Origin of the sequence: Nannocystis pusilla, from assembly GCF_026626665.1 — a bacterium.
GTDB lineage: Bacteria > Myxococcota_A > Polyangia > Nannocystales > Nannocystaceae > Nannocystis > Nannocystis pusilla.
In genome coordinates this window covers 26,556-39,632 of record NZ_JAPNKE010000001.1, presented here as the reverse complement: position 1 = coordinate 39,632, position 13,077 = coordinate 26,556, and the positions used below count along the sequence as shown (strand labels likewise).

At 69.4% G+C, this 13,077-nt stretch carries 19 protein-coding genes and 1 pseudogene; 19 read left to right on the top strand and 1 reads right to left on the bottom strand.

What is annotated here, in order from left to right; all coding sequences use genetic code 11:
- The 3 genes from OV079_RS00300 to OV079_RS00290 form a co-directional block, all read left to right on the top strand.
- Positions 1–300: hypothetical protein (locus OV079_RS00300; RefSeq protein WP_267765555.1), on the top strand; the 300-nt coding region annotated here is incomplete at its 5' end.
- Between the two features lie 710 nt (positions 301–1,010).
- Entirely contained in the window at positions 1,011–2,048 is a 1,038-nt protein-coding gene (locus OV079_RS00295; protein ID WP_267765554.1) for a tyrosine-type recombinase/integrase, read from the top strand.
- Positions 2,029–2,349, top strand: a complete 321-nt coding sequence (locus OV079_RS00290) for a hypothetical protein (protein WP_267765553.1) — start codon at positions 2,029–2,031, stop codon at positions 2,347–2,349. The genes OV079_RS00295 and OV079_RS00290 overlap by 20 nt, the downstream gene beginning before the upstream one ends.
- 74 nt (positions 2,350–2,423) lie before the next feature.
- On the opposite strand, the gene OV079_RS00285 is transcribed toward OV079_RS00290, so the two are convergent.
- Positions 2,424–2,846, bottom strand: coding sequence for a hypothetical protein (locus OV079_RS00285; protein ID WP_267765552.1), 423 nt, complete (start codon positions 2,844–2,846; stop codon positions 2,424–2,426).
- A gap of 336 nt (positions 2,847–3,182) precedes the next feature.
- Between OV079_RS00285 and OV079_RS00280 the strand changes: the two genes are divergently transcribed.
- From OV079_RS00280 to OV079_RS00205, 16 genes and pseudogenes are all read left to right on the top strand, one after another.
- Entirely contained in the window at positions 3,183–3,677 is a 495-nt protein-coding gene (locus tag OV079_RS00280) for a PD-(D/E)XK nuclease-like domain-containing protein (RefSeq protein ID WP_267765551.1), read from the top strand.
- Positions 3,674–4,390 (top strand): recombinase family protein, encoded by a 717-nt coding sequence (locus tag OV079_RS00275; protein ID WP_267765550.1) that lies wholly within the window; start codon positions 3,674–3,676, stop codon positions 4,388–4,390. Before OV079_RS00280 ends, OV079_RS00275 begins: the two co-directional genes overlap by 4 nt.
- Entirely contained in the window at positions 4,387–4,599 is a 213-nt protein-coding gene (locus OV079_RS00270; protein WP_267765549.1) for a hypothetical protein, read from the top strand. Before OV079_RS00275 ends, OV079_RS00270 begins: the two co-directional genes overlap by 4 nt.
- A 105-nt stretch (positions 4,600–4,704) precedes the next feature.
- Positions 4,705–5,376 (top strand): hypothetical protein, encoded by a 672-nt coding sequence (locus OV079_RS00265; protein ID WP_267765548.1) that lies wholly within the window; start codon positions 4,705–4,707, stop codon positions 5,374–5,376.
- Positions 5,373–5,777, top strand: a complete 405-nt coding sequence (locus OV079_RS00260) for a RusA family crossover junction endodeoxyribonuclease (protein WP_267765547.1) — start codon at positions 5,373–5,375, stop codon at positions 5,775–5,777. The genes OV079_RS00265 and OV079_RS00260 overlap by 4 nt, the downstream gene beginning before the upstream one ends.
- The gene (locus tag OV079_RS00255; protein ID WP_267765546.1) at positions 5,770–5,901 is read left to right on the top strand and encodes a hypothetical protein; all 132 of its coding nucleotides are present in this window, start codon (positions 5,770–5,772) and stop codon (positions 5,899–5,901) included. Before OV079_RS00260 ends, OV079_RS00255 begins: the two co-directional genes overlap by 8 nt.
- On the top strand, positions 5,901–6,185 hold the full coding sequence (locus OV079_RS00250; RefSeq protein WP_267765545.1) for a hypothetical protein: 285 nt from the start codon (positions 5,901–5,903) through the stop codon (positions 6,183–6,185). The genes OV079_RS00255 and OV079_RS00250 overlap by 1 nt, the downstream gene beginning before the upstream one ends.
- Positions 6,185–6,553 (top strand): hypothetical protein, encoded by a 369-nt coding sequence (locus tag OV079_RS00245; protein WP_267765544.1) that lies wholly within the window; start codon positions 6,185–6,187, stop codon positions 6,551–6,553. Before OV079_RS00250 ends, OV079_RS00245 begins: the two co-directional genes overlap by 1 nt.
- Positions 6,554–7,089: 536 nt before the next feature.
- Positions 7,090–8,349 carry a DNA N-6-adenine-methyltransferase gene (locus OV079_RS00240; RefSeq protein ID WP_267765543.1) on the top strand — a complete coding sequence of 420 codons (1,260 nt, stop codon included), beginning with the start codon at positions 7,090–7,092 and terminating at the stop codon, positions 8,347–8,349.
- Positions 8,246–8,722, top strand: a complete 477-nt coding sequence (locus OV079_RS00235) for a hypothetical protein (protein WP_267765542.1) — start codon at positions 8,246–8,248, stop codon at positions 8,720–8,722. Before OV079_RS00240 ends, OV079_RS00235 begins: the two co-directional genes overlap by 104 nt.
- Entirely contained in the window at positions 8,722–8,853 is a 132-nt protein-coding gene (locus OV079_RS00230) for a hypothetical protein (RefSeq protein WP_267765541.1), read from the top strand. Before OV079_RS00235 ends, OV079_RS00230 begins: the two co-directional genes overlap by 1 nt.
- Before the next feature lie 46 nt (positions 8,854–8,899).
- A complete protein-coding gene (locus OV079_RS00225; RefSeq protein ID WP_267765540.1) occupies positions 8,900–9,403 on the top strand; it encodes a hypothetical protein in 504 nt (167 codons plus the stop codon).
- A gap of 9 nt (positions 9,404–9,412) precedes the next feature.
- Positions 9,413–10,006 (top strand): annotated as a pseudogene (locus OV079_RS56995) (DNA cytosine methyltransferase); the annotation flags it as partial.
- 580 nt (positions 10,007–10,586) lie between these two features.
- On the top strand, positions 10,587–11,252 hold the full coding sequence (locus tag OV079_RS00215) for a DNA cytosine methyltransferase (protein ID WP_267765538.1): 666 nt from the start codon (positions 10,587–10,589) through the stop codon (positions 11,250–11,252).
- A gap of 405 nt (positions 11,253–11,657) precedes the next feature.
- On the top strand, positions 11,658–12,431 hold the full coding sequence (locus tag OV079_RS00210; protein WP_267765537.1) for a hypothetical protein: 774 nt from the start codon (positions 11,658–11,660) through the stop codon (positions 12,429–12,431).
- Positions 12,424–13,068, top strand: a complete 645-nt coding sequence (locus OV079_RS00205; protein ID WP_267765536.1) for a hypothetical protein — start codon at positions 12,424–12,426, stop codon at positions 13,066–13,068. Before OV079_RS00210 ends, OV079_RS00205 begins: the two co-directional genes overlap by 8 nt.
- Positions 13,069–13,077: the final 9 nt, after the last annotated feature.

Sequence of the window (13,077 nt, the reverse complement as noted above, 5' to 3'; positions counted from 1 at the left end):
CGAGACGCGGATGCTCGCCAAGTTCGACGTCGAGTGGCCCCCGAGGCCGGCTCGCAAGGCGCGGCGCGGGGCTTCGGCGTGCCCGGTCGGAGGTGCGTCGTGATGCGCATCCTGGTCGGGAGTCGCGATGAGGCGCGAGCGGATGAGCTCCGCGGCGTCGCGGTCGGCTACGTCGACGACGAGCTGCTCGAAGTGTTCACCGTCGGCGAGCTCGCCCCCGAGGAGCTCGAGGCTCTCGCTGAGCGCCTGGCCAAGGTGGCCCAGGACCTTCGCGCTGGACGGAGGTCAGTGCTCCAATGAAACGCCGGGTCGAGGCGCCCGCGCCGAACCAGGCGGACGGCGGGCGAGGAAACTGGAGCTGCGACGCGCCGCTGCGGAACTCGCTCCTCGAGCGGGCCCGTCGAATCGAGGCCGCGATCGACCTCGATTCGCTCGATGACCTGCACCGCGCCGTCGAGAGCGCGTGGCTTCACGTGCAGCTCCGCGACGGCGACAGGCTCGCTCTCCTCGAACTCATCGCCCGCCGGCGCGATCGGCTCGACCAAACACGAACGCCCGCTCGGTGAGAGCGGGCGTCGGCCTCCACGAATCCCCACGACTCGTTTCGGGTTGGCGGCTCGGCCGCCGGCGGACCCCGGACTGGATGAACGGGAACCCGAACCGGGTATACGATTTTGCCTCGATGGTCAAGGCAAAATATCGAACTTGACTCCGGCAACAGACCTGCCGTAGGTTGCCGCTTCCGGCCGTCCCCACCGGCCAGACTGGATACAGACATGGCGCAAACGCCTTCATGTCTGTTGCCGTCGTCGCAACAGACCTCAGAACGCGATACCGAGCGCGGCATCGCGCAAAAATCGGAGCGATTTCGCACAGAGCAAGAGCAACCGACCTGGGTCAGCGCGATTGCGAGCGCGTGGCGCGCATCGAGCGCCCGGGACGCGCCGAACTCTGCAGTTTCTGGCCCCGAAAGTTGTGAAGGCCAGAAGACTACTATTAATAGCGGTGGGATGTTCAGCTCGATCATCCGCCGGGCGACCGGCACTCCCACGATTACTTTCAGCCAGTTCATCGACCAGTACTATCAACGCTGCTGGAAGAACAAGCACACGGCGCGCCAGTTTCGATCTGTGATCGAGAACTACCTGAAGCCGCGCCACGATGAGAAGAAGCGCCCCAAGAGCGAGGGCTGGCAGCGTGAGCCTGGACCCGGACTCGGCGACATTCGCTGCAACAAGCTGACGCGCGAGCACGTCAAGGCCTGGCACGCGATTCACCAGGATGTCCCGAGGATGGTCAATCGGGCACTGCAGATGGCCAACCAGGCGTGGCGCGATGTTCTGCCTGACGCGTTCAATCCGTTCGACAACGTGCGCCGGCACCCCGAGCGCGATCGACAACGTCGACTCACCGAGGACGAGCGCGCTCGGTTCCTCGCCTCTCTTGAGGAGCTTCGGCGAGAGGGACGGATGACCGACGCTACTGCGGACGCCATTCTCGTCATGCGAGGAACGTTCGCCCGCAAGAGCGAGATTCTCGCTCTTCGCCGCGAGCAGGTGGACATCGAGGCCAAGATCGCTCTACTCGACATTCACAAGACCGACGACCTGGACGGAGCACGAACTATCCAGCTGGCCCTGGTCATGCCGGTGATCCGCCGTCGTCTCGCAGTGTGCGAGGCCCAGGGGACGCCGTACCTGTTTCCAAGCGACCGGAGCCACTCGGGCCACCTGACGTGCGTACTGCGGGCATTCCACCTGATCTGCGAGCACGCAGGGATTGTGCGAACCCGCGACCTCGTTGCACACACGTTGCGGGGCGATGGCGCGACGGTTCTCTTGGAGGAAGGGACCGACCTCCGCGTCATTCAGAAGATTCTCGGCCACCGAGACATCAAGACGACGGCGAAATACGCCCAGGCTACGCAGAAGTCGGCGCAGGCTGCCATGCAGCGGGCTCAAGCCCCGCTGGAAGTCTCCAAGGCGGTGAAGCGGGTTGCTCCGCAGCTCAGCGGAAAGGGTGGGAACCGTGGAACGCGACGACGGTGAAGGGGCCAAGGTCATCTCGCTGCTCGGCTGCAAGATTGAGCGCGCCCTGCAGGAGAGCGAGTGCAGGAGGCCAGAGATCAGCGACCCGGTGTTCAGAGCGTCTCTCGCCTCGGTCCTGACAATCGACGCCTGCTGCTCGCGGCAGGAGCTGCTCGACGCGGTCGTCTTCTACGTACAGCGCTCGGGCGAGCTGCGCCAGGCGCTCGAGGTCGCGGCCGGGATGCTCCGGGCCGGCGACGTCGACGGCGCCGAACGTCACCTGGTCGACGTGCGTGACAGCCTGGAGGTGGACCGTGGCTGACGCGCTCGTGTGGGAGTCCATCGGCGACGACTGGCTCGAGACGACGCACGCTGGCCGGAGGGCCCGCGTCATGCTCACGCCCCGTGGCGCCTTCTGGTGGATCGACCTTGGCGACCTGCATCCGGACCCGGAGCCGGGTCGTCGCCGCTCACCGCTGAGCAGGCAAAGGTCGAGGTCGAGCGAGCGCTTGGCGTCGCCCCGGCGGTGGCCGCCCCGGCCGCCCCGGCCGCCCCGGCCGCCCCGGCCGCCCCGGCCGCCCCGGCCGCCCCGGCGGTCCTGGTGCCCTGGCGGGCGTTGGCGCGGGCGGCACTCGCCGCGCCGACGCCCGCGCCCGCCCCGGCCGCGCCGACGCCGACGCCCGCGCCGACGCCGACGCCCGCGCCGACGCCGACGCCCGCGCCGACGCCGACGCCCGCGCGGACAACTCGACCGGTCGCCGTCCAGGCGCCCACCCGGCGCGACTGGACCGCGGAGCAATACTTCTCAGACCCGAGCATCTCTCGCAGCAAGCTCGAGGTGTTCCGCGAGTCGCCGCGGCTCTACGAGGGCATCTACATCACCGGAGAGTTGCCCGAGCCGCCGTCCACCGCGGCGAAGCGGCTGGGCACCGGCCTGCACTTGGCCGTGCTCGAGCCTGCGGAGTTCGAGAGACTCGTCGTAGACAAGCCGAGGTTCACCGGCGACGGGGCGAGGAAGCGCCAGGCGGAGTTCGAGGCGTCGCTTCCTCAACGCGCCCTCGTGCTTGAGACGAAGGAGCGCGCCGCGATCAAGGGCATGCTCCGTGCACTCGAGCACAGCTCGACGAAGGCCGCAAAGGCGGCGCGTGCTCTGCTGTGGGAGGGAATGGCAGCTCAGAGGTCGCTATCACGTGGCGAGACGCCGACACCGGCCTCGACCTGCGTGCGCGCCTCGACCGGCTGCTCGTGCGCCGCGGCAGCCTCGTCGTCGACCTCAAGAGCACTGACGACCCGAATCCGGAAGGCTTCGCCCGGTCGATGTACAGGTTCGGCTACCACCGCCAGGCGGCGTTTTACTGCGCCGCTGCGCAGGCGCTGCACGGCACTCTACCGCGGTTCGTGTTCGTCGCAGTCCGCAATGAACCGCCGCACGAGATCGCCGTGTACGAGCTGGAACCGGAGGCTCTTGCCATCGGCCAGCACGAGATCCGCGAGTCGCTGGACGAGCTGAGTCGGGCGATTCGGACGAACGATTGGCAAGCCCCCTGGGAGGGGCCGGCCTGGGAGAGCGGACAGCCGCCGAAGATCAACCTGCCCCAGTGGGCACTCAAGCAAGGCGAGCGAGCGCTCGCCATCAAGGAGGTCGCGTGACCGCATTAGCACGAGGTGGGATCCAGTTCACCAACTACGAGACCGGCTGGCGCCTGGCGAAAGCCATCGTCGCCGCCAACATGCAGCCCAAGTCCTTCGGCGGCGGGCAGCAAGCGACGTGCGCCTGCTTCGTGGCGATGCAGCTCGGGGCTGAGGTCGGCCTGTCGCCGATGCAGTCGATCCAGAACATCGCCGTGATCAACGGCAAGCCCGGCATCTACGGGCCGGCCGCGCTCGCCCTGGTCGAGGCGAGCGGGAAGCTGGTCGACTTCGACGAGCGCCTCGAGGGCGAGGGAGACAAGCGTCAGGCGGTCGTCACGCTGACCCGCGTCGGCCGCAAGGAGCGGCGGTTCACCTTCAGCGTCGACGACGCCAAGAAGGCCGGGTTGTGGGGCAAGCAGGGGCCCTGGGCGCAGTACCCCAATCGCATGCTCACCGCGCGGGCGCGGGGCTTCGCGTTACGTGACGTGTTCCCTGATGTGCTGCTCGGCGTCACCCACTCGATCGAGGAGCTGAGCGGTGGCTCGATCGAGTCCGTCGAGCAGCTGCCCGCCGCGTTCGTGCAGCAGCAGGCTGCGGCGGCCGCGGCGGTCAGCGGCGGGCTCGACGAGTTCATCGACACGGCGGCGACCGAGGTGCGCGAGGAGCCGCCCACCAAGTCGGCGAGCGCCTCGGACGACTTCTTCAGCGACAGCGAGGAGAGCGGGTCGTGAAGATCGAGCTCGACAGCTACAACCTCCTCGTCGCGGAGCGCACGCTCGTCGAGCTCGCGCTGCATAGCGCCGGCAACATCGTCGGCGCCGCCAAGCTGCTTGGCACGACACGGCACGGCGTCAAGCGCCGCATCATCAAGCACAACATCCGCTGGGTGCGGTCATCCCTCCAGGACCGTTCCAGCGGGGCCGGAGACGCCGTGCGCTGAACGGCGCCACCCCGAACGGAGCCCGGTCGGCTCCGGCACGCGCCAGCAAGCGCGCCCGCGGCTGTCTGATGCCGCATGGCCTGGGGGACAGGTCGAAGGAGGAAGGTGCATGGCACGATCGAAAAAGACTCAGGTCGCAAGCGGGAGCGTTACGGCTTCCAGATCGTCACGAGCGAGCTCGGGCCCAGCAACTGGCTCGTCCACGTCTTCAGCAAGCGGCCCGGCGACGGCGTCGAGCGGGACCTCTTCGCCTTCGAGGGCGAGGCGATCGACTGGGCCGAGGACTGGTGCCACGAGCACCGCTCGATCACCCACAAGGTCAAGTCGACCGAGGACGGCGCGGTCGCCATCATCCTCGACCACGGCGGGCACGAGATCCAGCGGCTATCGCCGCAGCCCGCCCCGCACGCGGCCGACCTGGTCGCGGGCCAGTACATAGAGGCGCTGCGTCGTCATGACCTCGTGCTGATCGCCGAGCGGCGGAAGAACCGCGCGAACTTCCGCATGGAGATGATGGAGCTCGACGAGCGCGAGGAGTTCCTGCAGGGCCAGATCCAGACCGCCAAGGACGCGATCAAGAAGATCGACGACAAGCGGACCGATCTGAAGCGCGGCCTGTCGAGCCCGCAGGTCGAGTTCAACTTCGTCGCGTCGACCGCTCACGACGACCTCGAGCAGCTCGACGTCGAGGACTACGCGAAGAAGCGCAGGAGCCCGCGCGGGGCGCTCGCCGCCGTCAAGGGTGGCGTCGAGCAGACGGAGGCTTCGACCACGTGAAGACCCTGCCGCCCAGCTTCCGGGCCGAAGTGCCCGGGTCGCCGCCCCGCAAGAACCGACGCCACGACATCAGCGCCGGCGGGGGCGTTCGCAACTCGGACGAGTTCAACGAGTTCGTGAAGCGCCTCCACGCAGCGTGGGCGGCTGCTGGGCATCCTGTCATCCGCTCGGGCCGGTGGCGCCTGTTGCTCGAGTGCGGATGGCCCCGGAAGACCAAGCTCGACGACGGAACCGTCGTCGCGCTCGGCGACGTCGACGCGCCTGTGTCCGTGGTGCTCGACGCCTTACAGCGGTGCGGTGTGCTCGACGACGACGCGCGGGTCCTCGAGCAGGCCAGCACCAAGTTCCACGACCCCGAGAACCCGCGCGTGATCATCACGATGGAGGTGTGTGATGCGTAGCTTCTCCGCCGGCGTGCTCGCCGGCCTCGTCTTCTTGTTCTCGGCCTTCGCGTGGACGGCGTGCATGTCGCCCACACAGATCGCCCGCCCGACAACCTGCCTGCTCGGACAGGAGGTGTGCTGATGGCCGTCGTCGCGTTTCACGCGCTGCTCGTCGAGGTCCATGACGACGGCCGCATGCTGGTCATCACCGAGGACGCCCGCCTCGTCCGACACGCCGCGGGCACCCTCAAGGTCGTCGATAACCGCGCGCTCTCGCCGATCGGTACGCCGCGCGAGGCCGCGACGCACCTGCGTCGCGCCGCGGACCTGGTCGCCACCCAGCTGGCGGAGACGCCGGTGCTCGAGTGGGGCCCGCACCGCGAGCCGACCCCCAGCTCGGCCACCCCTGCCCCGGAGGCGAACTGATGCCCCGCATGTGGATCACGGGTCCCGGTCGCCGGTGGCTCGCTCCGTACATCGAGAGCAGCGTGCCCGGCCTGGTGCTGGTGTGTGTCCGCCCGGGCCTCTGGCGCGTGACGCACAAGCTGAGCGGGTTCGGCGTCGGCCCCCTGTTCGGCATTCGCAAGGCCCGCGAGTTCGCCGTGGCCGTCGATGGTGACGTCGACTGGACGCAGCCGGCCAGCGAGATCTCGAGCGCGCACGCCGAGTCCGGCCTGAGCGACGGGGCGCTGCTCCGCGAGGCGATGACCGTGGCGGTCGTGGGCTGGTGGTCTCGCCTCAGCCCGAGGCGGCGCGGTTGGAGCCGCCGCTTGAGGAGGACGCATGGCGAGTGATCAGCGCTATCCGCTCACCACGCCGCCGAAGATGCGAGCGCTGTCGATCCGGCAGCCGTGGCTCTGGGCGATCCTCGAAGGCGACAAGCGGGTCGAGAACCGCGACTGGGCCGGCTGTGAGTATCGCGGCCCCGTTCTCCTGCACGCGTCGAAGTCCTGCGGCAAGAGAGAGTTCGAAGACGCGGTCGAGGCGGTCGAGGAGATGCGCATCGACCTCGGCCTCGCGCCGATCGAAGTGCCGCAGCTCGGGCAGTTGGAGCGTGGGTGCATCTGCGGGATCGCGCGGGTCACCGGCGCCACGCGACACCCCGAGTCCTGGCCCAACGCCCGCTGGGTGGTGCAGTCCGGGTATCGCATCGCCGGCGCCCTCGGCCTCGAGCTCGAGGACGTTCGCAAGCTGCCGCCGATCCCGTTCAAAGGCGCTCTCGGCTTCTTCCTGTTGGTCACGACCAACTGGCCACGGTGGCCGGGTTCGAGACGGCCGACCTCTACCGCGACGCGTGGCGCGAGCTCGAGGCGGCGAGCCGGAGGGCTGCATGACGATCCAGCGCCTCGGCTCGAGCGGCCGCCCGCTGGCGACGTGGTCGCCAGACAAGGCCTACCGCTACACGCTTCGCCGCGTCTGGCACACGCCCCTCGTCGCCGAGGGCGACCCGCGCGAGCTCGCCTGGCTGATGCTCAATCCGAGCACGGCGGACGAGTTCGCGAGCGACGCGACGATCCGCCGGTGCATCGGCTTCTCGCAACGCGAGGGCTTCGACGAGCTCGTCGTCGTCAACGTGTACGCCCTGAGGTCGACAGATCCTCGCGGCCTTTGGCGCGCCGCCGACCCGGTCGGTCCGCACAACGACTCAGCGATCGCTGAGGTCCTGGCGCGCGTCCAGCTGGTGGTGTGCGCGTGGGAGCCAACGCCCGCCCCGATCGCCTGTGCCGCATCGGCGAGCTGCTCCGGCCCGTCGCGGCGCGCGTCCGCTGCCTGGGCACGACGCAGGGCGGCGCGCCGCTTCACCCGCTGCGGCTGCCGAAGGACACGCCGCTGCAGGCCTTCGACCCGGAGGTGCTCTGTGGTCGCTGAAACGCAGGCGCTCTTTCCCCGCGAGCTCTGGACGCCCTTCAGGTCGAGCTCGCGGCACGACAACTGGTGCACCCCGCAGTGGGTGATCGACCTGATCCTCGAGCTCTGGCCCGAGGGGATCGACACCGACCCGTGCACGAACGACTGCAGCATCGTGCCCTCGGCGGTGCGCTACGACTGCTCCGCGCCCGAGCTCGACGGCCTCACGCAGCCCTGGCACGGCCGTGTGTACTGCAACCCGCCCTACAGCGACCCGGCGCCATGGTACGAGCGTGCTGCGCTGCACGCCCTGAAGGGCTGCGAGGTGTTGCTGCTCGTCAACGTGACGACGACGACACGCGCGTGGAACCGCTTCCGACCACGTCAGCCGGCGGAGTCCTTCGAGCATGAGCTCGACCTCTGCCGCCGCGGAGTGATCGAGCTGCCGCGCTCGAGCGCGGTCGGCTTCTTCAACAAGCGGATCGGCTTCCTCGACGCGGGGGCGCCGATCAAGAGCAACGAGTACGAGCAGATGGTCCTTTACTGGGGATCGGCTGCGGCCCGCTTCCGAGAACTGTTCAGCAGGGGGCAGCATGGTGTCCGTAGCCCGCGCCCGCGCCCCACGCGTCGCCCCGGCGATGGCGCTCGTCGAGCGCCAGGAGTTCGCCGCTCCGCCGGCGCGAAACTTTGCCGCGAAGCGAGAGGTCATCGAGACCAACTGCGCTCGCATCGTCACGCGTGAGTTCTTCGCCGAGCAGGGCAAGCACCGCTATCAGCTCTGGGAGCCGGTCATCGGCGACACCACCTACGCGCAGACGCGCGAGTACAAGGGCAAGACCTGGGGCCTGGCCCGTACGCGTCGCTTCTGGGGCCCGCGGCCCGACGATGTCCTTCGCCTGCGCGACGTGCTGGTCGAGCACGAGCTGAAGGAGGCCCGCCGCGCCATCGACGTCATGCGGCGGGTGGTCCCAGAGCTGTCGCTCAAGGTCGAGAGGAAGAAGGACAGTTGGAGCCCGGCCGGTTTCGAGTCCGGCATCTACGAGGACCGCGGCGACATCTACGTCAGCTGCCCGGAATGGTGCGCGCAGGCTGCTGCGGCGCAGAGGGGAAGCTGATGTTCGAGTTCTTCATGGAGCTTTGCATCACCGTCGGCGGGGCGTTCTTCGCCGAGGAGCTGTTGTTCGAGGTGTGGAAGTGGGCCACGCGCCCGAGGAGGAGGGGATATGTCCAAAGAGACAGAGGCTGAGGAGAGAGTCTATGCAGTACTGCAAGCGCTAGACGAGCTCGATTCGTTGAGCATCGTCAGCCTGCGCTATCGACATCGCGGCCATGAGATCGATCTGTCCTTGCCCGACGCCGGCGTCTGGGAGGCGCAGTGCGAGGTCGAGCTCGGCGGGAGCTGCGAGACGGCGCACGGAGAGGGCGACGGGCCTGGCGAGGCGATCGAGGATTGCGTGCGTGCGGCCGAGCGGTTGCTCGCGGCGGAGTCGCGGAGCGACTCGTTTCGGGTCCTCGAGCCGGTCGAGTTCGACGACGACGACGAGCCCGATTACATGGCCGACGACGGGTACGGCGACGACGGGTACGGCGACGACGAGGTCGAGGACGACGAGGACGAGGACGACGAGCAGGACGAGGTCAAGCAGGTCCGATCGCTCGAGGCCAGGCTGACGGCCTACGCCGACAAGCTCGAGCAGCAGAAGCGGGAAGTGCCCAGCCTGATCGAGAGCCTGCGCGGGACCGCGGAGCGCCTCCGGGTCGTGGCGCTGCCGCTGCAGGAGGCCTCTGGTGGCTGACGCTCTCCGGTGCATCCTCACGACGTTGTCGGTCGGCTGCGCCGTCGCTGGCGTCGGCTGCTTCCTCGCCGCGGCCTGGCTCGGTCAGGCCGCGGGAAAGGCGAGGCGCCGTTGACCGCCCACGAGCTCACCGTCGTCCACCTATTCGCTGGTGCCGGCGGATGCACCCTCGGCTTCAAGCGCGCCGGGTTCCGCAGCCTCGGCTCTTTCGACCTCGACGAGAAGGCCATCCGCGATCTCGAGCGGCTTACCGGCGGGCCTGGGTTCGTCCGCGACCTTGCCGTCATGCAGCCCTGGGCGATGCGGTCGCTCACCGGCCGGTGCCCCGACGTCGTCGTGATGTCGCCGCCGTGCAAGTCGTTCTCAGGCTGCATGCCCGCTGAGAGGGCTGGGGAGGAAAAGTACCAGGAGATGTCGCGCCTCGCTCTCTGGGGCGTCGATCTCGCTCTCCGTGCCTGGGCCCCGCAGCTGCCGTCGCTCGTCCTCCTCGAGAACGTGCCGCGCATGGCGACCCGCGGCGCGAAGCTGCTCGGCGAGATCGTCGAGCTGTTGCAGAAGGCCGGCTACACGACCGACCAACGGACGCATGACTGCGGCGAGCTCGGTGGTCTCGCGCAACGGCGCACCCGCTTCCTCCTCGTCGCGCGCCACATGCAGCATTGCACGGACGCCGTGCGCAAGCCGCCGAAGCGGCGCGTGCGCGCCGTGGGCGAGGTCTTGGGCGAACTGCCGTCGCCGGCGGCAGCTCACAGCGACGAGCTGCACCGCTTGCCGTTGCTCTCGGCGCTGAACTGGCTGCGTCTCGCGGCCATCCGCGCCGGCCGCGACTGGCGGGACCTGCCCGCCGCGATCCGCCTTGGCGGCGACGCGCTGGCGCGGCACGACGGCAAGATGGGCGTCGAGGACTGGGACGGCCCAGCCCACACGGTCATCGCTCGCGGCAACCGCCCCGGCTCGACCTGGTCGAGCACCGCCGATCCCCGCGTCGGCTGGGACCCTGCGGCGCACAAGGGCCGGCCCGACTCGTACGGCGTCGGGGACTGGACCGCGCCGTCGCTCACCGTGCGCGGCCGCCAGGACGTGCAGACCTCGCGCGTCGATCGCCGATCCTCGGCTGGCCGAACGGGCAGGTCGGCAGAACGGCGGTTTCGGCGTCGAGGACTTCGACGCGCCCGCGCACGCGGTGCTCGGCGAGGGCACCGTCCGCAACACCCGCGTGTCGGTCGCCGACCCGCGCCTCGGCTGCGAGCCGCGCTCCGGCCACTACGGCGTGATCGACGGCGCCGAGCCGAGCCCCACGATCATCGGTCACCATCAGCACGACCGCGCCCCCGCCAGCGTCGCCGATCCGCGGCTGCACCACGAGCCCCGACGCGGCACCTTCGGCGTCCTCGACCAGGGCGCGCCGGCGCCGACGATCCGCGCGCGGCACGACGCCCGACAGGCGCCCGCCGCCGTCGTCGACGATCGCGGCTGGCCGCTGCCGACGCACGAGCTCGTGCGCGAGGGCGAGGCTCTCGTCCTCTACGGCCCGCCGATCGACCTCAAGAGCAAGCGGCCCTGCCTGCTGGTGATCCGCGCGCCGGACGGCACGTGGCACCGACCGCTCACCGACCGCGAGCTCGCCACCTTGCAGGGCTTCCCGCTCGACGCGCACTTCGAGGGTCCGAGCGCCTCGTCGCGGAAGGGCGCGGGCCGGCGCGAGCACATCGGCAATGCGATCCCACCGCCCACCGCCGAAGCGATCGCGCGCGAGGTCGCGGCCGCGATCATCGCCTCGCGCACCAGCGGGTTCCGGCTCGCCAGCGGTGACATCTGGGTGCAGCCCGAGGAGGCGGCTCGCGCATGATGTTCTTCTACCCAGCCAAGGTGAACGACATGCTCTCCGGGCAGCCGTTCGAGCCCGAGCTCGTGACCGGGCGCGTCATGGTCAACCCGCATCGCCCGGTGGCCGTCCCTGCTGGCGTGCTGGTCGTCAGCGACTCGGGGGCGTTCCAGCTGGAGGACATGGTCAATCGGCTCGAGCCCGAAGAGGCGCTCGAGCGCCAGCTCGCCTACGAGGTATCGCGGACCCGCGACGGCCGGCGCCGCTTCCCCGGCGGGTTCGAGGCGCTCATCACGTACGACATGCTCCTCGGCGTCGACGAGGCGCTCGAGCAACGGGGGGCAGGTCGTACGGGTGAAGAGGCGAGGATCGGAGCTCGCTGCAGGCGCAGCCGTCGACGCCACCGTGGCGAGCGCAGTGCGATACTGGATGGCGCAGGATCGCATCGCGGGCGCGATCGCATACGCCGCTCAGGGCGCCACGCTGCGGCAATACCTTGCGTGCGTCGACCTGCTCCTCGACCTCGCCCGGCCCGGGCGTGACTGGCTGGCTCTCGGTGGCTTCTGCATCGTCGGCCTCGTACCTTCGCTGAAGCCCTTGTTCGTGGCGGTCTGCCGCGCCGTCGCGCCGCGATGCCGCCGCGCCGGCATCCGGCGCGTTCACATCCTTGGCGTGTGCGCCTGGGACGCGCTCGCAGCCGCTGCCGCGATCTTCGCGGGCGAGTGCATCGAGGTCTCGACCGACAGCAGCTCGATCGAGATGAACAGCATCATGGGCCGGACCTGGCGCGAGGAACACATGACGCGCCGGCGCGGCGCGAGTCCCTGGCGGCAGATGTACACGAAGTCCGAGAAGTGCGCCCCGGGCGGATATCACCCCGCCGCCCTGTCGCTCGAGAACATCCGCCGGTTCGCTGCATGGCTCGAGCGTGCGGAGCATGTGCCGCACGCGATTCCCGGGTTTCAGGACGCGCTCAATGTGAGCGCGCCTCCGCCGATGCGGGTCGATTGCTGGCAGAGCGACGGCGTCGCCGTGGCGTTCGAGGTGTCCTTCTTCGCTGAGCTCGACGAGGTCCTCGCCGCGGCTGCGGAGCTGACCGACGCCCCCATCGTCGAGCTGCAGACGGATCGATGGGTGTGGCTCAACGAGTGGGGCACCCGCACGCGCACCTGGGGCGAGGCGGAGCGGGAGTCCCATGGCTGAGACGCCGCTCTGCGCCTACGCTCGAGTCCGTGAGGCCGGCCTCCTCGCCGGCGCCGGCTACCTGATGACGGTGCTGTACAAGCACACCAGGCAGTCCGTCGTGCGCGCGTGGCACGAGCAGCGCGGGCCGGTTCCGTTCACCTGGGTGTCGACCAAGCTGCTTCTCGACATCACGGGCCGGTCGCGCTCGCAGGTCTACGACGACCTCAAGGCGCTCGAGCGGGCCGGCATCATCAAGCCGAGCACCCGCGTGATCGAGAGGATCAAGCGAGGCGGCTGGGAGCTGCCGCTTCGGGATTGCGATGACATGTCCCCGGCGCCAGGTGGCGACGAGTCGGAGGGATTCGAGGTTGGCCAGCAGAGCCACCCCGATGCCGCTCCGCTCGACGACGCAGAGTCGCCGGTTGAGCCGCCGGACTTGAGCGCGCTCGAAAATGCCCCACAGGCGCGCGAATCCGTTCCGCCGGACATTTTGGGCATGCGCGAATCCGTTCCGCCGGACAAATCGGTCCGCCCCGCCGGACAGGAAAGTCCGCCCCGCCGGACATCGGCGTCCGCTCGGCCGGACCGTAACTCTTCTTTTAACTCAGAAGAGAACATTAGTTTAACTCTGCTGCTGCAGCAGAGAGCTCTCTGAATCAGGAGA